General features: G+C 65.0%; 17 protein-coding genes. 6 read left to right on the forward strand and 11 right to left on the reverse strand.

Annotation, left to right across the window (positions count from 1 at the left end; all coding sequences use genetic code 11):
• Window positions 1-102 precede the first annotated feature (102 nt).
• Together ACVISU_RS06140 and ACVISU_RS06145 are read left to right on the forward strand one after the other, a co-directional pair.
• Window positions 103-1029, forward strand: coding sequence for a LysR family transcriptional regulator (locus ACVISU_RS06140; RefSeq protein WP_456706338.1), 927 nt, complete (start codon window positions 103-105; stop codon window positions 1027-1029).
• 157 nt (window positions 1030-1186) lie between these two features.
• Window positions 1187-2884 (forward strand): ATP-binding protein, encoded by a 1698-nt coding sequence (locus ACVISU_RS06145; RefSeq protein WP_157113224.1) that lies wholly within the window; start codon window positions 1187-1189, stop codon window positions 2882-2884.
• A gap of 22 nt (window positions 2885-2906) precedes the next feature.
• On the opposite strand, the gene ACVISU_RS06150 is transcribed toward ACVISU_RS06145, so the two are convergent.
• Both ACVISU_RS06150 and ACVISU_RS06155 read right to left on the reverse strand, forming a co-directional pair.
• Window positions 2907-3329, reverse strand: coding sequence for a hypothetical protein (locus tag ACVISU_RS06150; protein ID WP_456706339.1), 423 nt, complete (start codon window positions 3327-3329; stop codon window positions 2907-2909).
• Window positions 3329-4033: a TetR/AcrR family transcriptional regulator gene (locus ACVISU_RS06155; protein WP_456706340.1), complete on the reverse strand. Its 705-nt coding sequence runs from the start codon at window positions 4031-4033 to the stop codon at window positions 3329-3331. The genes ACVISU_RS06150 and ACVISU_RS06155 overlap by 1 nt, the downstream gene beginning before the upstream one ends.
• A 155-nt stretch (window positions 4034-4188) precedes the next feature.
• On the opposite strand from ACVISU_RS06155, the gene ACVISU_RS06160 reads away from it, so the two are divergent.
• Both ACVISU_RS06160 and ACVISU_RS06165 read left to right on the forward strand, forming a co-directional pair.
• Complete coding sequence (locus tag ACVISU_RS06160; RefSeq protein ID WP_456706341.1) at window positions 4189-5376, forward strand: HlyD family secretion protein; 1188 nt, start codon at window positions 4189-4191, stop codon at window positions 5374-5376.
• 8 nt (window positions 5377-5384) lie between these two features.
• A complete protein-coding gene (locus ACVISU_RS06165; RefSeq protein ID WP_456706342.1) occupies window positions 5385-6992 on the forward strand; it encodes an MDR family MFS transporter in 1608 nt (535 codons plus the stop codon).
• A gap of 35 nt (window positions 6993-7027) precedes the next feature.
• Here the strand turns inward: ACVISU_RS06165 and ACVISU_RS06170 are convergent, their stop codons facing one another.
• The 3 genes from ACVISU_RS06170 to ACVISU_RS06180 all read right to left on the reverse strand — a co-directional run bounded on the left by ACVISU_RS06170 (window position 7028) and on the right by ACVISU_RS06180 (window position 10125).
• Window positions 7028-8671 (reverse strand): benzoate-CoA ligase family protein, encoded by a 1644-nt coding sequence (locus ACVISU_RS06170; protein WP_456706343.1) that lies wholly within the window; start codon window positions 8669-8671, stop codon window positions 7028-7030.
• Window positions 8672-8811: 140 nt separating this feature from the next.
• Window positions 8812-9627: an alpha/beta hydrolase gene (locus tag ACVISU_RS06175; protein ID WP_456706344.1), complete on the reverse strand. Its 816-nt coding sequence runs from the start codon at window positions 9625-9627 to the stop codon at window positions 8812-8814.
• 3 nt (window positions 9628-9630) lie between these two features.
• Window positions 9631-10125, reverse strand: a complete 495-nt coding sequence (locus ACVISU_RS06180; RefSeq protein ID WP_456706345.1) for a MarR family winged helix-turn-helix transcriptional regulator — start codon at window positions 10123-10125, stop codon at window positions 9631-9633.
• Window positions 10126-10416: 291 nt separating this feature from the next.
• Here ACVISU_RS06180 and ACVISU_RS06185 point away from each other — a divergent pair, with 291 nt between their 5' ends.
• Both ACVISU_RS06185 and ACVISU_RS06190 read left to right on the forward strand, forming a co-directional pair.
• The gene (locus ACVISU_RS06185) at window positions 10417-11583 is read left to right on the forward strand and encodes an ABC transporter substrate-binding protein (protein WP_456706346.1); all 1167 of its coding nucleotides are present in this window, start codon (window positions 10417-10419) and stop codon (window positions 11581-11583) included.
• Between the two features lie 21 nt (window positions 11584-11604).
• Window positions 11605-12057 carry a cupin domain-containing protein gene (locus ACVISU_RS06190; RefSeq protein ID WP_026192554.1) on the forward strand — a complete coding sequence of 151 codons (453 nt, stop codon included), beginning with the start codon at window positions 11605-11607 and terminating at the stop codon, window positions 12055-12057.
• Between the two features lie 114 nt (window positions 12058-12171).
• Here ACVISU_RS06190 and ACVISU_RS06195 read toward each other — a convergent pair whose 3' ends face one another.
• The 6 genes from ACVISU_RS06195 to ACVISU_RS06220 form a co-directional block, all read right to left on the reverse strand.
• The gene (locus tag ACVISU_RS06195; protein ID WP_456706347.1) at window positions 12172-13413 is read right to left on the reverse strand and encodes a flavin-dependent oxidoreductase; all 1242 of its coding nucleotides are present in this window, start codon (window positions 13411-13413) and stop codon (window positions 12172-12174) included.
• A 311-nt stretch (window positions 13414-13724) separates the two neighbouring features.
• Window positions 13725-14120 (reverse strand): RidA family protein, encoded by a 396-nt coding sequence (locus ACVISU_RS06200; RefSeq protein WP_456706348.1) that lies wholly within the window; start codon window positions 14118-14120, stop codon window positions 13725-13727.
• Window position 14121: 1 nt separating this feature from the next.
• Complete coding sequence (locus ACVISU_RS06205; protein WP_050405118.1) at window positions 14122-14961, reverse strand: enoyl-CoA hydratase family protein; 840 nt, start codon at window positions 14959-14961, stop codon at window positions 14122-14124.
• An 11-nt stretch (window positions 14962-14972) separates the two neighbouring features.
• Window positions 14973-15752 carry an SDR family NAD(P)-dependent oxidoreductase gene (locus tag ACVISU_RS06210; RefSeq protein WP_456706349.1) on the reverse strand — a complete coding sequence of 260 codons (780 nt, stop codon included), beginning with the start codon at window positions 15750-15752 and terminating at the stop codon, window positions 14973-14975.
• Window positions 15749-18064 (reverse strand): bifunctional salicylyl-CoA 5-hydroxylase/oxidoreductase, encoded by a 2316-nt coding sequence (locus ACVISU_RS06215; RefSeq protein WP_456706350.1) that lies wholly within the window; start codon window positions 18062-18064, stop codon window positions 15749-15751. The genes ACVISU_RS06210 and ACVISU_RS06215 overlap by 4 nt, the downstream gene beginning before the upstream one ends.
• Window positions 18065-18411: 347 nt before the next feature.
• Window positions 18412-19935, reverse strand: coding sequence for a sugar ABC transporter ATP-binding protein (locus tag ACVISU_RS06220; protein WP_050405119.1), 1524 nt, complete (start codon window positions 19933-19935; stop codon window positions 18412-18414).
• Window positions 19936-19943 lie beyond the last annotated feature (8 nt).

The raw sequence follows: 19943 nt of genomic DNA on the forward strand, positions 1-19943 counted from the left end.
GCACCGCAAGGAGTCGCCTTCGCCGTATCAACGCGCGATTTGCCGAATTAGGGAAATTTTATTATCTTTGGTCTTGGCAAAGTATTTCTTATGGAGCTTGCGATGGCCGGGAACTTCTCGCGGGACCTCACCATCCGCCAGCTGCGCGCGCTGTCCGCGGTGCACGAGGCCGGCTCGATCACGTCGGCGGCCAACCAGCTGAACCTGACGCAGCCGGCGGTGACGCTGCAGCTCCGCAACCTGCAGGCGCTGGCGGGGTTGCCTCTGATCCAGCGCACCGGCGACGGCATGGCGCTGACCGATGCCGGCGCGCATGTGCTGGCGCTGATCGAACGGATCGAGGCGGCGCTGAAGGATTGCGAGCAGTCGCTCGACATGATCGCAGGCCGCAGCGGCGGCCGCGTCGCGATGGGCGCGGTCTCGACCGCGAAATACTTCGTGCCGTTCGCGATCGCGGCGTTCTCACGCCGCTTTCCCAAGATCGAGGTGACGCTGCGGATCGGCAACCGCGAGGAGATTCGCGATGCGCTGCGCGGCTACGACCTCGATATCGCGGTGATGGGTCGGCCGCCGGCCGATGTCGAGGTCGAGATGAAGCCGCTCGGCCGGCATCCGCACTTCATCATCGCCGCACCCGATCATCGGCTGGCGCGCCGGCGGCACGTCGCGACATCGGAGCTCGCCAATGAGACCTTCATCACCCGCGAGCAGGGATCGGGCACACGGATGCTGATGCAGCAATATTTCGAGCGGGTCGGATTGGAGCCGAAGCTCGGCATGGCGATGGACAGCAACGAGACCATCAAGCAGGCCGTCATGGCTGGGCTCGGCATCGCCTTCATTTCCCAGCACACCGTGTTCCACGAACTGGAGGATGGCCGGCTGGTGGTGCTCAAGGTGAAGGGCTTGCCGATCGTGCGGCAGTGGCACGCAATCAGGCGCACCGACAGGATCCTGCTGCCGCCCGCCCAGGCGATGCTGGACTTCCTGGGCAAAGAGGGCTGGCGCTATCTGCCGAACTCCCGCTAACGCCACGACATTGCGATGCCAGTTCGATCGGAAAAATCGAGTTAATGCCGTATGTTAACCATTGAAGTTCCCACGAGCGCGTGCCACATCTTGATTGCGGTCACTGGGGGACCGTATCCCTGCGAGGGAGGATGAACTGCAAAACCAGTCCCCGCCGATGCCTGACTTCAAGGCGTTATTCGAGGCGGCGCCCGGCCTCTATCTGGTGCTGACGCAGCCTGACTTTCGCATCGTGGCAGTAAGCGACGCCTATCTGCGCGCCACCAGGACCGAGCGCGCCGCGATCCTTGGGCGCGGGCTGTTCGAAGTATTTCCCGACAATCCGGACGATCCGGCGGCCGACGGCGCGCGCAACCTGCGCGCCTCGCTGGAGCGCGTGGTCCAGTTCCGCCGCCCCGACACCATGTCGGTGCAGAAATACGACATCCGCAAACCCGAGTCGGAGGGCGGCGGATTCGAGGAACGCTACTGGAGCCCGCGCAATACGCCGGTTTTCGGACCGACCGGACAGTTCACCTACATCATCCATCGGGTGGAAGACGTCACCGGCTTCATTCAGCTGAAGCAGCGCGGCGCCGAACAGGACAAGCTGACCGACCGGCTGCGCGAGCGCACCGAGCAGATGGAAGCCGAAATCTTCATGCGCGCCCGCGAGGTCGAGGCCACGCGGGAGCAGCTCGAGGCCGAGCAGAAGCTGCGCCAGGTGCAGAAGATGGAGGCCGTCGGGCACCTCACCGGCGGCATCGCGCACGACTTCAACAACATCCTGACCGTCATCACGGGCCTGATCGACATCCTCGCCGAGGCCGTGGAACATGACGCCGCGCTGTCGTCGGTGACAAAAATGATCAGCGACGCCGCCGTTCGCGGCGCCGAGGTGACCAAGCATTTGCTGGCCTTCTCGCGGCAGCAACCGCTGCAACCGCGTGAAGCCGACCTCAATACGCTGGTGCAGGACACCGCGCGGCTGCTGCGCCCGTCGCTCGGCGAGCAGATCGAGATCGATACCGCGCTCGAGCCCGACGCCTGGCCGGCCTTCATCGACCCCAACCATATGGCGACTGCGCTGCTCAATCTCGCCGTCAATGCCCGCGATGCGATGCCCGACGGCGGCAAGCTGATGCTGGAGACCAGCAACGTCATCCTCGACGAGGTCTATGCCGCCGCCAATCCCGATGTGCGGGCCGGTGAATATGTGATGGTCGCGGTCAGCGACACCGGCGGCGGAATCCCGGAGGGTATCCGCGAAAAGGTGTTCGAGCCGTTCTTCACCACCAAGGACACCGGCAAGGGCACCGGCCTCGGGCTGAGCATGGTGTACGGCTTCATCAAGCAGTCCGACGGGCATCTCAAGATTTATTCCGAAGAGGGCCACGGCACCTCGGTCAAGCTCTATCTGCCGCGCAGCATGGGCGACATGGTCGACGTCGAGCCGCCGCCTCCGGTCGACATGCGCGGCGGCCACGAATCCATCCTGGTCGTCGAGGACGATCCGCTGGTCCGCAATTACGTCAGCGCCCAGCTCGAGCAGCTTGGCTACCGCACCATGGTCACCGCCAACGGCCCGGAGGCATTGGCTGCGGTCGAGAACGGCTTCGTCTGCGACGTGCTGTTCACCGACGTCATCATGTCCGGCGGCATGAACGGCCGGCAGGTGGCCGATGCCGTGATCGCCAAGCTACCCTCGGTGCGCGTGCTCTTTACGTCGGGCTATACCGAGGACGCGATCATTCATCATGGCCGTCTCGACCCCGACGTGACGCTGTTGCCAAAACCCTATCGCAAGGCCGATCTCGCCCGGATGATCCGGCAGGTGCTGGCCCAGCCTCCGGCATCGGCGGTGGCGGCCAAGTAACCCGACTTGTAACGCGGCTTGCTCAGGGACCAAAGCTCGAGCGGCTCTGGATCTTCCAGGTGCCGCCGAGCAGGCTCAGCACATAGAGGGAATCGTAGACCCCGATGACCGATCCGTCCTCGCGGTAGCGCGTATAGCGGACGGCGTAATGCGCCTTGGCCGGCGAGGACTGTACGAGCCTGGTCTCATTCCAGGCGCTGTGATGCCAGCCGTCCTGCTTGCGCAGCCGCTCGAACAGGTCCATCGGGTTGTTGCCGGGCTGCTGATAGACGGTGACCACGCCGCCGGCGATCCGCACATGCGGGAAGTGCATCAGCGCGTCCATGGCTGACGCGTCATAGCGATTGAGCGCCGCCATCCAGCGCGTCAGAATATCTTCACATCTGGCTTGGTCATCGCGCGAGATCTGCGCTTCGACGGTGTAGGTCGCGGCCGGCTCCGGCATCACGCGTCTCCGCTTTGCTTGTTGATCTGATCGGCCGGCACGGCGCACCCGGACAGGAACAGCCCGGCACAGGCCTTGGCGCGGGCCTCGATCTGCGCCCGCGACAGCGGTGGCCGATGGCCATACATCACGTCGCGTTGCGGCTGGAAGACGAGCATGCCAAGCAGCATTCCCGCGGCAGCCTGTGCGTCGTCCACTGCTAGCCGTCCCCGCCGCTGCTGCGTACCCAGCCACGCAGCCAGCGCGCCGAGGGTCCGCTGCATCGCCTTCTCGTAGAACATCTCGGCGATGTCGGGGAATTTGTCGCTGTCGGCCAGGATGATCCGCTGGAGTGCGATGACCTCGGCATCGAGTATGAGCTCGGCACAGGTCAGCAGCGCGGCCTCCAGCGCCGCCGCGATATCGCGGCCATCGCACGCGCCGAGATTAACGCTGGATATGAATCGGTCCATACGGTCCGTCACCGTGCCTTCGAACAGCGACAACTTGGTTGGGATCAAACGATAGAGCGTCTTGGTGGAGACGCCGGCCCGGCACGCCACGTCGGCGATGCTGGCCGCCGCAAACCCGCGCTCTGAAAATTCACGCCGCGCGGCGTCATAGATCAGCGCACGCGTCTCATCGTCGGAACGAAGCTGCGGCCGCCCGCGGCCACGCCGCGCCGGCGCCGTTTGCTCTGTCTGGTCCTTGCCGTTTCGGTTCATGCGCGAGCCATGCTTTTAGATGATGACTGTCATTCTATTGACAGTCCAAATATGGGCTCTATTTTGGAAAACATCAAGTTTCCTAATTATCCCGGGTGACCGACCTCCAAATTCGCAAGGTTTCCCAGATGGATAGAGCATCAGGAGCGCCTGCCATGAGCCAACATGAAACGTCCTTCAAGGCCGAGAGCCAGGTTCCGGCCGGGGCCGCCAAGCAGTTGATCGCCAATCCGGAGGCCGCCAAGCCCCCCGCCGCCAAGGGCAAGCTACGCCGCCTGCTGATGACCGGCGCAGCTCTCGCCGTCCTCGCGGGCGGCGCCTGGTACGGCTGGGATTACTGGACGGTCGGCCGCTTCCAGGTTTCGACCGACGACGCCTATGTGAAGGCCGACAACACCACGATCGCACCGAAGGTCTCCGGCTATCTCACTGCGGTGCTGGTCGGCGACAATGAGCAGGTGCGCGCCGGCCAGATCCTGGCACGGATCGACGAGCGCGATTTCAAGGTCGCGCTTGATCAATCGAAGGCCGATGTCGCTGCCGCCGAAGCCGCGATCACCAGCAAACGCGCCCAGCTCGACGTGCAGCACTCCGTGATCGAGGCGGCGCGCGCGACGCTTGCGGTGGATACCGCGACGCAGACCTTCGCCGAGCAGGAGAACAAGCGCTACACCGACCTCGCCGGCACCGGCTACGGCAGCCTGCAGAACGCACAGCAGGCGCAGTCGCGCTACGCCAGCGCGCAGGCCGCCATCACCCGCGACACCGCAAACCTCGCCTCCGCCGAGCGCCAGGTGGAACTCCTCAAGGCCGAGATCGCCCAGGCGATCGCGGCATTGGGACGGGCCACTGCCCTGCAACACCAGGCCGAGCTCAATCTTAGCTACACCACCATCATCGCGCCGATCGACGGCGTCGTCGGCAACCGCACGCTGCGGACAGGCCAGTACGTGCAGGCCGGCACGCAGTTGATGTCGCTGGTGCCGGCTACCGGCGCCTATGTGATCGCGAATTACAAGGAGACGCAGCTCACCCATGTCCGCAAGGGCCAGCCGGTCGAGATCGAGGTCGACATGTTCCCCGGTCAGGTCGTGCGCGGCCATGTCGACAGCCTCGCGCCGGCAAGCGGTCAGGAGTTCGCGCTGCTGCCGCCGGACAACGCCACCGGCAACTTCACCAAGGTGGTGCAGCGTATCCCGGTCAAGATCGTGCTCGACGCAACCAATGTCGATTTGCGGCCGGGCATGTCGGTGATCCCCTCCATCGCGACGCTGTCGCATCCTGCCGGGGAAGCTCCGCGCTCCAGCACGTCTCCCAAGCTTGCTGTCGCCTCATTCAAATAGGTGATGTCATGTCCGACCTCGCGCTCTCCTCCCCCGCCGCGGCTTCCCCCGCTGCCACCGTGGATCCCAATCGCGCCAGCGTGACCGTCTGGATCTCGATCCTGGCGGCCATGATCGGTGCCTTCATGGCGATCCTCAACATCCAGATCACCAACGCATCGCTGCTCAACATCGAGGGCGGCATCGGAACCGGCGTCGACAACGGGTCCTGGATCTCGACGTCCTATCTGATCGGCGAGATCGTGGTGATCCCGCTCACCGACTATCTCAGCCGAGTGTTCTCGTTCCGCAAGATCATCATCACCTTCGCTACGCTGTTCGCGGCCTTCTCGGTCGCCTGCGCCTTCACCCACGATCTGCCCTCGATGATCGCGATGCGCGGCCTGCAGGGCTTCTTCGGTGGCGTGCTGATCCCGATGGCCTTTACGCTTGTCTTCACCAAGCTGCCGAAGCCGCAGCAGCCGATTGGGCTGGCGATGTTCGCGCTCGCGGTGACCTTTGCGCCGGCGATCGGCCCGACCATCGGCGGCTACCTGACCGAAAATTACGGCTGGCAAACCATCTTCTTCGTCAACGTGATCCCGACCGCTGTCATGGTCGCCACCCTGTATTTCACGCTGCAGCGCCAGCCGATGCAGCTGCATCTGCTGCGCGAGGGCGATTGGCTCGGCATCATCACGATGGCGATCGGCCTGTCGTCATTGCAGGCGGTGCTCGAGGAAGGCAACAAGGACGACTGGTTCGGCTCGCCCTTCATCGTCAAGCTCGCCGTGATCGCCGCGGTCAGCCTGACCCTGTTCATCTGGATCGAGCTTGTGGTCGAGAAGCCGCTGCTCCGGCTGCGGCTCCTGACCCAGCGCAGCTTCGGCTTCGGTACCATCTCGGCGGTGTTCGTCGGCTTTGCGCTGTTCGGCTCGGTCTATCTGCTGCCCGCCTATCTCGGCCAGGTGCAGCGCTACAATGCCGAGCAGATCGGCCAGGTGCTGGCCTGGACCGGCCTGCCGCAACTGATCCTGATCCCGCTGGTGCCGAAGCTGATGCAGCGCTTCGATGCCCGCCTGATCGCGTTCACCGGCATGACGCTGTTCGCGATCTCCTCCTTCATGAACATCCAGATGTCGCTCGACTATTCCGGCGACCAGTTCTTCTATCCGAACATCGTTCGCGCCGTCGGCCAGGCGATCACGCTGGCGCCGCTGTCCGCCATCAGCCTCGGCAGTGTCGCGCCGCAGGATGCGCCGGCGGCCTCCGGCATCTCTAACATGATGCGCAACCTCGGCGGCGCGATCGGAACGGCGCTGCTCTCGACCATCGTCACCAAGCGCGAGCAGTTCCACTCCAACATCATCGGCCAGTCCGTTCACCTCGGCCGCGACGAGGTGCGGACCCGGATCGCCGAGGTCACCAACTACTTCCTCAGCCACGGCATCTCGGACCCCGCCACCGCACACAGCCAGGCCATCGTGGCGATCGGCAACATCGTGAAGCGTCAGGCGCTGGTGCTTGGCTTCAGTGACGCCTTCGCCGTGATCGGCGTCGTGCTGGCGCTCGCCGCGATTGCGATCGTTCTGACCGGCAAGCCGAAAACCGCGGCGGGCGGCGCCGGTGCGCATTGAACGCCGAGGCGGCGGCTACGGCCGCCGCCTTGCCTCTAGCTCGCCTCGCGCAGCTTGAAGCGCTGGATCTTTCCGGTCTGGGTCTTCGGCAGCGCTTCGACAAAAGCGATCGCGCGGGGATATTTGTACGGCGCGATCGTCGCCTTGACGTGATCCTGCAACAGCTTGACCTCGACATCGTCGCTGCGCGCGCCCTGCTTCAGCACGACGAAGGCCGAGACGATCTGTCCCCGCTCCTCGTCGGGTGCGCCGATCACCGCACACTCCGCGACGTCGGGATGGCCGAGCAGCGCCGCTTCGACCTCGGGACCGGCGATGTTGTAGCCCGCGGAGATGATCATGTCGTCGGCGCGCGCCACGAATGACAGCCGGCCGTTCTCGTCGCTGACGAAAGCATCGCCGGTGATGTTCCAGCCATCGCGCACATACTTGGTCTGCCGAGAATCGGCGAGATAGCGGCAACCGGTCGGGCCACGAACCGCCAGCTTGCCGACCTGGCCCGCCGGCAACTCGTTCATGTCCTCGTCGACGATCTTCGCCTGGTAGCCGCTCACGGGCGTGCCCGTGGTGCCGGCGACGGCGCTGCCGATGCGGTTGGTGATGAAGATGTGCAGCAACTCGGTGCTGCCGATGCCGTCGAGGATCGGCTTGCCGGTTTTCCTGGTCCAGCTCTCGAACACCGGCGCCGGCAGCGTCTCGCCGGCCGAGACCGCGAGCCGCAGCGACGACAGATCGGCGCCCTTGTCCATCGCGGCCAGCATCGCCCGATAGGCCGTCGGCGCGGTGAAGCAGATCGTCGCCTTGTAGGTCTCGATGATCCGGATCATCTCGCTCGGCGCCGCGTTCTCCAGCAGCGTCGCGGTAGCGCCGAAGCGCAGCGGGAAGATCGCCAGCCCGCCGAGGCCGAACGTGAACGCGAGCGGCGGCGAGCCGACGAACACATCGTCCGGCGTCACCTTGAGCACTTCCCGCGCATAGCCATCCGCGACGATCAGGAGATCGCGGTGGAAATGCATGGTCGCCTTGGGCTCGCCCGTGGTGCCCGACGTGAAGCCGAGCAGCGCGACGTCGTCGCGGCCGGTCTTCACCGCATCGAACTTGACCGGTTTGTTCAGCGCGATCCGGTCGAGCTCGGCGTCGTGGTTCTGCGTGCCGTCGAAGTTAACGACCTGCTTGAGGAATTTGCTGGTCTTGGCGCAGGCCACCAACTCGTCGGCGATGCGGCTGTCGGTCAGCGCCAGCGCAATCTCGGCCTTGTCGACGATCTTAGCCAGTTCGCCGGCGCGCAGCATCGGCATGGTGTTGACGACGACGGCGCCAGCCTTGGTCGCCGCAAGCCAGGCCGCGACCAGCGCCGGGTTGTTGCCGGAGCGGATCAGGACGCGATTGCCGGGCTTGACGCCGTAATTCTCCACCAGCACGTGCGCCAGGCGGTTCGACCAGTCGGTCAATTCCTTGTAGGTGCGCTGGCGGCCGTTGCCGATCAGCGCGATGCGATCGCCCATGCCCTGCTCGACGATGCGGTCGGTCAGCTCGACCGCGGCATTGAGATAATCGGGATAGCTGAACTCGGGCCGGTCGAGCAGCAGCTTCGGCCACTGCGCGAATGGCGGCAGGTTGCGCCGCGCGAAATCGTCGACATGCCCAGATGGGCCGAGCCCGGGAAATTCACCTGACATTCGATTGCCCCTCGCTTTCCATCCAGAAAGGCCAAGACCAACATCGTATCGAGGACGCCCGGCAGCGTTCCAAACGCCAATCATTTTATACTTAAAATAATTTGGCGCAAGGGTGGAGAATGGCTGCGGCCCCTGGAATCTCAGATCTGCGTGAGCTGCTTCAGCCGCGCGACCATGTCCGACTCCGGGTCGGCGAGCGGAGCGATCGCGGTGAAATGATTGGCGTCGGGCAAGGTGCCGAATCGCGTCGTCACACCCGCTCTGCCCCAGACGTCGGCGATGGTCTGGCTCTGCCGGTGATATTCGGCACTCTCGGCGCCGCCAACCACCGCATCGAGCGTCGCGCCTGCGGGCGCTTTCCATAGCAACGGGCTCGCCGCCCTTGCCGCGTCGCGGTCGAGCCCAAGCGCCTTGTTGATGGAGGTGCCGACCAGCGGCTCGAGCTCGAACAGGCCGGAGATCGCGTAAGCAGCGCTGACCAGATTCGTCGGCAGCGACGCATCGTAGACCGGCCAATCGGTCGCGAGCATGCATGCGGCAAGATGCCCGCCCGCGGAATGCCCCGACACGACCAGCGGCCGGCCGAGTTTTGCAAGTTCGCGGCACGCCGCGCGCATCTCGCCGATGATGTCGCCGATTGAGACATTGGGGCAGAGGTCGTAGCTCGGCACCGCGACGCTGATGCCGTGGCCGTTGAGGCCCCGCGCGCAGTGGCTGGACGACGAGCCGTCCAGCGCCTGCCAATAGCCGCCATGGATGAAGACCACCAGCGGCCCGTCGCTGTTACCCTCGAACAGGTCGATGACGTTGCGGCTGCCGGCACCGTAGCTCAGCCGCCGCGGCGGGTGCTGTTCGCGATAGGCCGCGGAGTCCCGCGCCCAGCCGGCCATCAGCGCCGGGTTTTCCGGCACTCGCGCCCGGTTGTTATATTCGACCTCGTAATCGATCTCGCTCACGGCTTAAGCGGTCCTTGCCTTGGCGGAACGCTGGGCCGAGCCTTTGGCCTTGGCGAGCAGCCGCATCAGTTCGCGGATATCCTTCGGCGACAAATCGCCGAAGATATCGGCGATCCATTTCTCGTGCTCGGTCGCCATCTTGCGGAATTCGGCGCGGCCAAGCTTGGTCAGCCGGATGAACTGCACGCGGCGGTCGGTCTCCGAGGTGCGGCGATCGAGATGGCCGGACTCGACCAGCCGCTCGACCAGCCCGGTGACGTTGCCGTTCGACACCATCATCCGCTTCGAAAGGTCCGACAGCGTCATGCCGTCCGACACCTTGTCGAGCTGGGCCATCAGGTCGAAGCGCGGCAGCGTGACGTCGAACTTCTCGCGCAACTGGCTGCGTACCTCGCCTTCGATCAGCGTGGTGCAGGTCAAGAGGCGGAGCCACAGCCTGAGCTCGGTGCCGTGATCGTCCGGCAATTCGACGGCTTTGGTTTCGGAATCGAGGTTCATGCGGCGATCGTGCCTTCGCGGCGGGTCCCGGCCGGGCCGGTTGTTTTGAGCTTCAAGCAATTCGCGCTGCGCCGCAAGGACAATTGCGAATCCTGCCTGATAAGCCAGACCGATCCCCTGCAATTTCTTTAAACTTCAAGCAATTGGCGCGACGCTTGCATGTGCCGCGCTGCATGGTGCTGGCTTGCCCTGGCGCGACGCCACATCGCTTGCGGCGGTCGCGCGCGTCAGACTAAGCTGAGGCCAAACGGGCGGAAGCCGAAACATCACGGCGGTTGTTGGGGGAGAGACATGAAGCAATTGACGAAGCTCGTGGGATTGGCGGCGCTGCTGGGTATCGCGGTGACCCCGGCCATCGCGCAGGAGAAGATCAAGATCGGCGTGTTGGTGACGACCTCGGGCCCGGCCGCGGCGCTTGGCCAGCAAGTCCGCGACGGCTTTGCGCTCGCGATCAAGGATCTCGGCGGCAAGATGGCCGGCCGCGATGTCGAGATCGTCAACGCCGACGACGAGCTGAAGCCCGATGGCGCGGTCGTCAAGGTGCGCGGCCTGCTCGAGCGCGACAAGGTCGATTTCGTAGTCGGCCCGATCTTCTCCAACATCCTGCAGGCGATCCATCGCCCGGTCACCGACAGCAAGACCTTCCTGATCAGCCCGAATGCCGGCCCCTCAAGCTATGCCGGCAAGGAGTGCAACCCGTTCTTCTATGTGACCTCGTACCAGAACGACCAGGTCCACGAGATCCTCGGCAAGGTGGCACAGGACCGCGGCTACAAGCGCGTCTACCTCTTGGTGCCGAACTATCAGGCCGGCCGCGACTCCGTCGCAGGCTTCAAGCTCGACTACAAGGGCGAAATCGTCGAGGAATCCTACACGCCGCTGAACACGCTGGATTTCCAGCCCGAGCTGTCCAAGATCGCCGCGCTGAAACCTGACGCGCTGTTCACCTTCATGCCGGGCGGCATGGGCGTGAATCTCGTGAAGCAGTACAAGCAGGCCGGCGCCACCGTGCCGGTGCTCTCCGCCTTCACCGTCGACGAATCCACCCTGCCCGCACAGCAGGACGCCGCCGTCGGCATGTTCGGCGGCGCGAACTGGGCCCCGAACCTCGACAACCCCCAGAGCAAGAAGTTCGTCGCGGCCTATGAGGCGGCCTACAAGGGCGTGCCCGGCACCTACGCCATGCAGGCCTATGACGCGGCGCTGTTGATCGACAGCGCGGTCAAGGCCGTGAAGGGCGACCTTTCCAACAAGGATGCCGTCGCCGCGGCGCTGAAGAAGGCCGACTTCACCTCGCTGCGCGGTAACTTCAAGTTCAACAACAACGGCTATCCGATCCAGGATTTCTACCTCACCAAGGTCGCGAAGCGGCCGGACGGCAAATTCCAGACCGAGATCGTCGAAAAGGTGTTTTCGAATTATGGCGACCGCTACGCCAAGGACTGCGCGTCGAAGTAAAGATCAGGAGGAAACATGACGATGAAAGACGAGATCGCCGGCATCACACGCGCCAATGAGGGCATCCAGGGCATTTCCTGGAGCATCCTCGGCCAGACCTACGTGCCGAAGAGCCGCACCGAGCATTCCTTCTCCTGGCACGCCACCTTCCCGCCGGGCACCTTCGTGCCGCCGCACATCCATCCCGACCAGGACGAGTATCTCTATATCCTCGAAGGCAAGCTCGACTTCATGCTCGACGGCGCCGATGAATCAGCGACACCCGGCGATCTGGTGCGCCTGCCGATGGGCAAGCCGCACGGCATCTTCAACAAGTCCCAGCAACCGGCAAAGACGCTGTTCTGGGTGTCGCCGACCCGCCGGCTGTACGACCTGTTCTGGGCGATCCACAACATGAAGGAGCAGAACCCGGACGACGTGGTGCGGCTCGCGGCCGAGCACAACATCCACTTCCTGCCGCCGCCCCCGGCGTAGGACGTCGCCGTCATTGCGAGGAGCGAAACGACGAAGCAATCCATCGTTACGCGATCGCTGAAAGATGGATTGCTTCGCTTCGCTCGCAATGACGAGGATAGGCCGCGGAATCCCCTACTGCCGCGCCACCACGCGCGCGGCGAAGCCGGCCTTCGCGGCATAGCCGCGCACGATCGCCTCGCGCGCCTCGTAGTTGAGAATGGTGTCGACGTCGGTAAAGCCCTGCGGCGCGAGTTGCTCGACGGCGTCGATGACCCCCTCCGGCCCGCCACGGCGGTTGGAGGCGACGATGTCGGCGGTCATCGGCAGCCGCTGCCGCTCATAGGCCGCCAGGGCCTGGCGCGGATGCTCGGCCCGCGCCAACATGTCGGCGAGGCAGCGTGCATCGAGAATGGCCTGCGACGCGCCGTTCGAGCCGACCGGATACATCGGATGCGCGGCGTCGCCGAGCAGCGTGACGCGGCCGCTCGACCAGTACGGCAGCGGATCGCGGTCACAGCACGGATACTCCCAGAACTCCGGGGTCGCATTGATCAGGCCGGTAAAGTCGACCTGCGGGATCGTGAAACCAGCCACATAGGGCATCATCTCGTCGCGCCGGCCGAGATTGGACCAGCCCTCGCGGCGCGGCGGCGGCGAGGAGCCGTCGCCGATCCGCACCAGCACCGCCCAGTTGGTGAGGCGGCTTGCCGGGCTCGAGCCCGGCGCGATCGGATAGATCACGGCCTTGGCGTTCAAGCCGCCCGCGATGATCATCGACCGGCCGGTCAGGAAGGCCGGCCAATCGGTGGCGCCGCGCCACAGCATCAAGCCGTTCCAGCACGGCCCGCCTTCATCCGGAAACAGAGTCTGCCGCACCTTGGAGTGGATGCCGTCGGCGCCGATCAGGATGTCGCCGCGCGCGGTGTGTACGTGGCTGCCGCTGCGATCGAAGAAATACGCCGAGACGCCGCCCTCGTCCTGCGTGAAGGAGCCGAGCCGGCAGCCGGTGCGGATCGCATCCGCGCCGAGCCGCTCGATCACGGCCTGATGGATCACGCTTTGCAGGCGACCGCGATGGATCGAGAATTGCGGCACGTCGTGGCCGGCATCGAGCCCGCGCTTCTCGTGCCAGACCTGCTGGCCATGCCGCGTCAGATAGAACAGCTCATAAGTGCGGATCGCGACGTCGTCGAGCCTGTCGAGCAGACCAAGCCCCGCCAGTTCGCGGATCGCATGCGGCAAGGTGTTGATGCCGACGCCGAGCTCGCGGATCGTCTCCGACTGCTCGTACAGCTCGCAGCTTATGCCGCGCGAGCGCAGCATCAGCGCAGTGGTGAGGCCTCCGATGCCGCCTCCGACGATAATCGCCTTCATCGTCCCTTACTCCACTCACAACAGGACGCGTTTACGCTTGGATACAGGGTCGCATGGCCCGTTGCCCGACCGCAAGCGGCTTTGTCGCCCGGGACCTGGAGTGGCCTGCGATGATTGGGCTTAGGCTTAACGTTGCTTCAGCGAACTCCAATCTATCCCCGTCACCCCCGCGCAAAGGCTCCGCCCTTGTCGCTGGAGGAGCGCGGAACGCGCGTCTCGAAGGGTCGACGGCCACAAGCCGGGCCGTGCATCCTTCGAGACGCCGCTTCGCGGCTCCTCAGGATGACGGGATTGGCGACGGCTCATCCTCATCAATCCGACACCACGGCGATGGCCTGGATTTCCACCTTGGCGCGGTCCTCGATCAGCCCGGCAACCTGGATCGCGGTCATCGCCGGAAAGCGCCGGCCGATCACGTCGCGATAGACCGCGCCGATCTCCTTCAGCCGCGCGGAATATTCCTTGCGGTCGAGCAAGAACCAGGTCATCGACACGATGTGCTCGGGCCCGGCGCCGCCGGCGGCGGCGACCGCGACGATGTTGCGCAGGGTCTGGCCGATCTGCGCGACGAGATCGTCGGTCTCGAACACGCATTGCCCGTTCCAGCCGATCTGGCCCGCGATGAAAATCTGTTTGCCGCGCGCGGCCATGCCGTTGGCGTAGCCGATCGGCTTCGCCCATCCTTCCGGTTGCAGGATCTCGATCATCTCAATTGCCCTCGAAGGCGGGTTTCTGTTTGGCGGCGAAGGCCTCGAAGGCGCGGCGGAAGTCACCCGTCACCATGCAGATCGCCTGCGCCTGCGCTTCCGACTCGATCATCTCGTCGACGCCCATCGCCCATTCCTGGTTGAACATCGTCTTCGTCACGCCATGCGCGAACCACGGCCCGTCCGCGAGCGAGCGCGCCAGCTCGTGCGCGGCGGCGGCAAGCTCCGTTGGCGGCACCAGCCGGTTGTGGAAACCCCAGGCAAAACCTTCGTCGGCACTCATGGCGCGGCCGGTGTAGAGCAGATCGGCGGCGCGGCCCTGCCCGATCACGCGCGGCAACAATCCGCACGCGCCCATGTCGGCGCCGGCGAGGCCGACGCGGGTGAACAGGAAGGCGGTCTTGGCCTGCGGCGTCGCCAGCCTGAGGTCCGACGCCAGCGCCAGCATCGCGCCGGCCCCAGCGCAGATGCCGTCGATCGCAGCGACGATGATCTGCGGGCACTTGCGCATCGCCCGCACCACCTCACCGGTCATCCGGGTGAAGGCGAGCAGGTCCGGCATCCCCATCCGCGTCAACGGCTCGATGATCTCGAACACATCTCCGCCGGAGCAGAAATTGCCCTCGGCGCCGGTCAGCACGATGGCGCGGACATCGGAGGCGTATTTGAGATTGGTGAAGAGGTCGCGCAGCTCTTCATAGGACTCGAAGGTCAACGGGTTCTTCTTGTCCGGCCGGTTCAGCGTGATCGTCGCGACGCGGCCGCTGGCGTCGACCTGCCAGCGGAAGTGCTTTGCGGGATAATCCTTGAACGGACGGAGCTTTGCTTTCATCTCGGACATGATGTGTTCCTTCACCCGGTAAAGACCTCGCCGCCGGCGACAGCGACGGCTTGTCCGTTGATTGACGATGCGCCTTCGGATGCGAGCCAGAGGACGGCGTCGGCGACCTCCTCCGGCGTCACCAGCCGTTGCATCGGATTGACCTTGGCGAGCGCAGCCCGCGCCTCCTGCTCGCTGCGCCCGGTCTTGGCGACGATGTTGGCGGCGGCATCGGCCACCAGCGGCGTGTCGGTATAGCCGGGACAGACCGCATTCACGGTGACGCCGCGCCGCGCATATTCCAGCGCCAGTGACCGCGTGAGGCCAATGACGCCGTGCTTGGCGGCGACGTAGGCCGACACATAAGCGTAACCCGTGAGGCCCGCGGTCGAGGCCACATTGATCACCCGCCCGCGACCGCGATGCGCCATCCCGGGCAGCACCGTCTGCGTCACCAGGAACACGCTGGAGAGGTTGCTCGCCAGCATATCCGCCCACAGCGCGGTATTCGTCTTGTCAAACGGCGCGCTGCCGGCCTTACCGGCATTGTTGACGAGGATATCGATCGGGCCGGCTGCAGCCTCGATATCGGCGATCCCCCTGGTCACCGCGGCCTCATCAGTCACATCGATCGACACAACGGCGCCAGCCTGCTTGCCGAGCGATGCTGCCGTCGCCTTCAGCGCATCGATCCGGCGCCCGGCAACGCTGACGCGCACGCCGGCCTTCGCGAGTGCGATCGCGGTCGCGGCGCCGATCCCGGAACCGGCACCGGTGACGAGCGCATGGGCGTTCGGCCAGAACCGTGTCATGCCTTCACTCCCGCAGCGGCGCGTTCGAGATTGGCCTCGTATTGCGACTTGCCCGACAGATACTGCTTCGGCCAGGCGATCTGCTTGACGCCGATCTTCGCGGCCTCATGCAGCGTCCATGCGGGATCGGCGAGATGCGGCCGCGCGATGGCGCAGAGATCGGCGCGGCCGGCGGCGATGATCGAGTTGGCGTGATCGGCCTCCGAGATCGCGCCGACCGCGATGGTGGGGATGCCGACCTCGTTGCGGATCTTGTCGGCGAACGGCGTCTGGTAGAGCCGGCCATAGATCGGATGGTCGTCGGCCCAGACCTGGCCCGAGGAGCAATCGATCAGGTCGGCACCCGCCGCCTTGAACAGTTTTGCGAAAGCCAGCGCATCCTCGGGCGTGTTGCCGCCCTCGGCCCAGTCGTGACAGGACAGGCGGACCGACATCGGCTTGTCCTCCGGCCACACCGCACGGATCGCGCGAAATACTTCCAGCGGATAACGCGCGCGGTTCTCGATCGATCCGCCATAGTCGTCGGTGCGGCGGTTGGTCAGCGGCGACAGAAAGCTCGACAGCAGATAGCCGTGGGCGCAGTGCAGCTCCAGAATATCGAAGCCGGCGCTGGCGGCGCGCCTGGCGGCAGCGACGAACTGCTCGCGCACCTCGTCCATCTCGGCGCGGCTCATCGGCTCCGGGATCTGGCCATCGGGCAGATAGGGCACCGGTGAGGCCGACACCAGCGGCCAGTTATGGTCAGGCAGCGGCTCGTCCATGCCTTCCCAGGCGACGCGGGTCGAGCCCTTGCGGCCAGCATGGCCGAGCTGGATGCCGATCCGCGCCTCTGAATTGCGGTGCACGAACTCGACGATGCGCTTGTAGGCCACAGCCTGCGCGTCGTTCCACAGACCGCAGCAGCCGGGCGTGATCCGCGCCTCCGGCGAGACGCAGGTCATCTCGGTGAACAAGAGGCCGGCGCCGCCAAGCGCGCGGGAGCCGAAGTGCACCAGGTGAAAATCGTTCGGCACGCCCTCCTCCGCCGAGTACATCGCCATCGGCGAGACGATGATCCGGTTGTGCAGCGACAGGCCACGAATCTGGAACGGCGTCAGCATCGGCGGCGTGACGCGGTCGTTGGTGGCGGGCACGCCGCTGCGCTCTGCAAACCAGCGCTCATAGCCTTCGAGCCAGGTCTTGTCGCGCAGTCGCAGGTTCTCGTGGCTGATGCGCTGCGAGCGGGTCAGCAGCGAGTACATGAACTGCTCCGGCTCGAGCGTGTCGGCGTAGCGTGAGCCGACCACTTCGAACCATTCCATCGCGTTGCGCGCGGCGTTCTGGATCCGCGCCACGTCGACCCGTCGCAGCTCCTCGTAAGCCTTCAGCACGGCCGGAATGCTGTCCTTGGTCGCGCCGTGGATCTTGAACTGGTTGGTCAGCTCGATCGCATCTTCCAGCGCGAGCTTGGTGCCCGAGCCGATCGCGAAATGCGCGGTATGGGCGGCATCGCCCATCAGCACGACATGGCTGTTGCCGTTGAACGCGGTCCACTTGCCGCAGATCAGCCGCGGAAACGACAGCCAGGCCGAACCGCGCAGATGCCGCGCGTTGGAGACCAGATGATGCCCCTCGAGGATTTCCGCGAACACCTTCTCGCAGAAGGCGATGGACGCGGCCTGATCCATCTTGTCGAGGCCGTGGGCGAGATAGGCCTCCTCGGTGGTCTCGACGATGAAGGTCGCCGCGCCCTCCTCGAACTTGTAGATGTGCGCCTGGAACCAGCCATGCTCAGTCTTGCGGAAATCGAACGTGAAGGCATCGAAGGGACGGTTGGTGCCGAGCCAGATATAGCGGTTCGGCCGCATCAGCATGTCGGGCTGGAAAGTCTCGGCGTATTTGGCGCGGATCTTCGAGTTCACGCCGTCGCAGGCCACGATCAGGTCGGCGTCGGGGAATTCGAGGTCGGAATTGACCTCGCGTTCGAAGATCAATTCGACGCCGAGTTCCTCGGCCCGCGCTTGCAGGATATTGAGCAGCCGCTTGCGGCCGATGCCAACGAAGCCATGGCCGGTGGTGCGCATCCGCCGGCCCTTGATCAGGACCTCGATGTCATCCCAGTGGTTGAAGGCCTGCTCGATCGTGTCGGCGGTGACCGGGTCCCATTTGCGCATGTTGTCCATGGTCGCATCGGAAAACACCACGCCGAAGCCGAACGTGTCGTAGGGCCGGTTGCGCTCGACCACCGAGATCTGGTGCGCGGGATCCAGCATCTTCATCAGGACGCCGAAGTAGAGCCCGGCCGGCCCGCCTCCAATGCAAACGATGCGCATGGCGTTCTCCCGTTGGCTTCGGCAGATCGGGCAGGTTCCTGCCGTTGGCCGACGCGGCATATTATTTTATACTTAAAATAATTGTCAAGGCCGGGGTGAGCCACGCCCACGGCTGTCATCGCCCGGCCTTGACCGGGCGATCCAGTATTCCGGAGGCAGTCGTGATTGAACCGATAGGCCGCGGCGTACCGGATCGCCCGCCTTCGCGGGCGATGACAGCGGGGATACGCCGGTCATTGCGGGCAGCCCAAAGGGCTGAGCCCGGAATCCGTGCGCGGCGCAATGGATTCCGTACTCTCGCTTCGCGAGCCCCGGAATGACGAGAGGGAGAGATCCGCCGCGCGGCCTCAATGCACCGCGGCGTACAGGATCTTGTCCTGGGTTGCATCCGCCGCGTCGAACTCGGCGACGATGCGGCCGGTGCGGGCAACCAGGATGCGGTCGGAGACGGCGAGGATCTCCGGCAGATACGACGAGATCACCACCACCGCCTTGCCCTCGTCGGCGAGGCGGCGGATTTCGCCGTGGATATGCGGGATGGTGCCGACGTCGACGCCGCGCGTCGGCTCGTCGAAGAAGATGATCGACGGCTCCTGCACCAGCGTCTTGGCCAGCACAACCTTCTGCTGGTTGCCGCCGGACAGCTCGATGATCCTGGCCTTGCGCTGCAACGCGCTGATCTTGAGCCGGTCGACCCAGTAACTGGCGAGCTTGCTGCGCTTGGCACGCGACAGCAGCAAGCTCCAGCCCTTCCGCGTGGCGAGGCTGCCGATATAGACGTTGTCGTCGACCACCATGGTCTCGAAGAAGCCGTTGGCCTTGCGGTCCTCGGTGATGTAGGCGATGCCGTCATTGATCGCCTGTCGCGGCACGCGATAGCGGATCGGTTTGCCGCGCAGCCGGATGGTGCCGCCATTTACCAGGTTGCGCTTCAGCGCGCCGTAGACGATCTTGGCGATCTCGGTGCGGCCGGAGCCGATCAGGCCGGCGATGCCGACCACCTCGCCGGCATAGACCGAGAACGACATGTTCTTGACCGCCATGCCCATGGTGACGTTCTCGACCGTCAGCACCTTCTCGCGACGCTGATGGGTCTTCGCTTTGCCGCCGTAGACCGCCTGCGCGACCTCGCGCCCGACCATATGCTGCACCAGCGCGTCGCGCGTGAGCTGCTTGGCGGGTGCCGTGATCACCAGCTTGCCGTCGCGCAGCACGGTGATGCGGTCGGCGATCTGCAGCGATTCCTCCAGCGCGTGCGAGATGTAGATGATCGAGACGCCGCGGGCGCGCAGGTCGCGCACCAGATGGAAGAAGTGGACGATCTCCTCCGGCGTCAGCGACGCGGTCGGCTCGTCGAAGATGATGATGCGCGCCTTGTTGTAGATCGCGCGCGCGATCTCAACCATCTGCTTCTTGGCAGTGCCGAGCAGCGCCACCGGCGTCGCCGGATCGACGTGGAAATTGAGCGACTGAAGCAGCTGCTGCGCCTGGATGTTCAGGGTGCGGAAGCGCGTCAGCAGCTTCTCGTTGCCGAGCTCGATGTTCTGCGCCGCGGTCATGGTCGGCACCAGGCTGGTCTCCTGATAGACCATGCAGATGCCGGCATCGAGCGCGTCGCGCGGCTGCTCGAAATTGGCGGGTTTGCCGTCGAGCAGATAATCGCCGGAGGTGAGGTTGATCGCGCCCGCGATCGCCTTGCACAGCGTCGATTTGCCGGCGCCGTTCTCGCCGACCAGCGCATGTACTTCGCCGGGATAAAGATCGAAATTCACTCCCTCGATGGCATGCACACCGCCGTATATCTTGGAGCCGTTGCTGATCCGCAGCACCGGCTCGCGGGTTGCGGATTGGGTGGCGGGCGCCGCCTGCATCACGCCGT

The sequence above is a fragment of the Bradyrhizobium sp. USDA 4452 genome, from assembly GCF_054063575.1.

Bases quoted from the DNA above. Each gene is read 5' to 3' on its own strand.
- ACVISU_RS06140 (WP_456706338.1), top strand. From the start codon at position 103: ATGGCCGGGAACTTCTCGCGGGACCTCACCATCCGCCAGCTGCGCGCG.
- ACVISU_RS06145 (WP_157113224.1), top strand. From the start codon at position 1,187: ATGCCTGACTTCAAGGCGTTATTCGAGGCGGCGCCCGGCCTCTATCTG.
- ACVISU_RS06150 (WP_456706339.1), bottom strand. From the start codon at position 3,329: ATGCCGGAGCCGGCCGCGACCTACACCGTCGAAGCGCAGATCTCGCGC.
- ACVISU_RS06155 (WP_456706340.1), bottom strand. From the start codon at position 4,033: ATGAACCGAAACGGCAAGGACCAGACAGAGCAAACGGCGCCGGCGCGG.
- ACVISU_RS06160 (WP_456706341.1), top strand. From the start codon at position 4,189: ATGAGCCAACATGAAACGTCCTTCAAGGCCGAGAGCCAGGTTCCGGCC.
- ACVISU_RS06165 (WP_456706342.1), top strand. From the start codon at position 5,385: ATGTCCGACCTCGCGCTCTCCTCCCCCGCCGCGGCTTCCCCCGCTGCC.
- ACVISU_RS06170 (WP_456706343.1), bottom strand. From the start codon at position 8,671: ATGTCAGGTGAATTTCCCGGGCTCGGCCCATCTGGGCATGTCGACGAT.
- ACVISU_RS06180 (WP_456706345.1), bottom strand. From the start codon at position 10,125: ATGAACCTCGATTCCGAAACCAAAGCCGTCGAATTGCCGGACGATCAC.
- ACVISU_RS06185 (WP_456706346.1), top strand. From the start codon at position 10,417: ATGAAGCAATTGACGAAGCTCGTGGGATTGGCGGCGCTGCTGGGTATC.
- ACVISU_RS06190 (WP_026192554.1), top strand. From the start codon at position 11,605: ATGAAAGACGAGATCGCCGGCATCACACGCGCCAATGAGGGCATCCAG.
- ACVISU_RS06195 (WP_456706347.1), bottom strand. From the start codon at position 13,413: ATGAAGGCGATTATCGTCGGAGGCGGCATCGGAGGCCTCACCACTGCG.
- ACVISU_RS06200 (WP_456706348.1), bottom strand. From the start codon at position 14,120: ATGATCGAGATCCTGCAACCGGAAGGATGGGCGAAGCCGATCGGCTAC.
- ACVISU_RS06205 (WP_050405118.1), bottom strand. From the start codon at position 14,961: ATGTCCGAGATGAAAGCAAAGCTCCGTCCGTTCAAGGATTATCCCGCA.
- ACVISU_RS06210 (WP_456706349.1), bottom strand. From the start codon at position 15,752: ATGACACGGTTCTGGCCGAACGCCCATGCGCTCGTCACCGGTGCCGGT.
- ACVISU_RS06215 (WP_456706350.1), bottom strand. From the start codon at position 18,064: ATGCGCATCGTTTGCATTGGAGGCGGGCCGGCCGGGCTCTACTTCGGC.
- ACVISU_RS06220 (WP_050405119.1), bottom strand. From the start codon at position 19,935: ATGCAGGCGGCGCCCGCCACCCAATCCGCAACCCGCGAGCCGGTGCTG.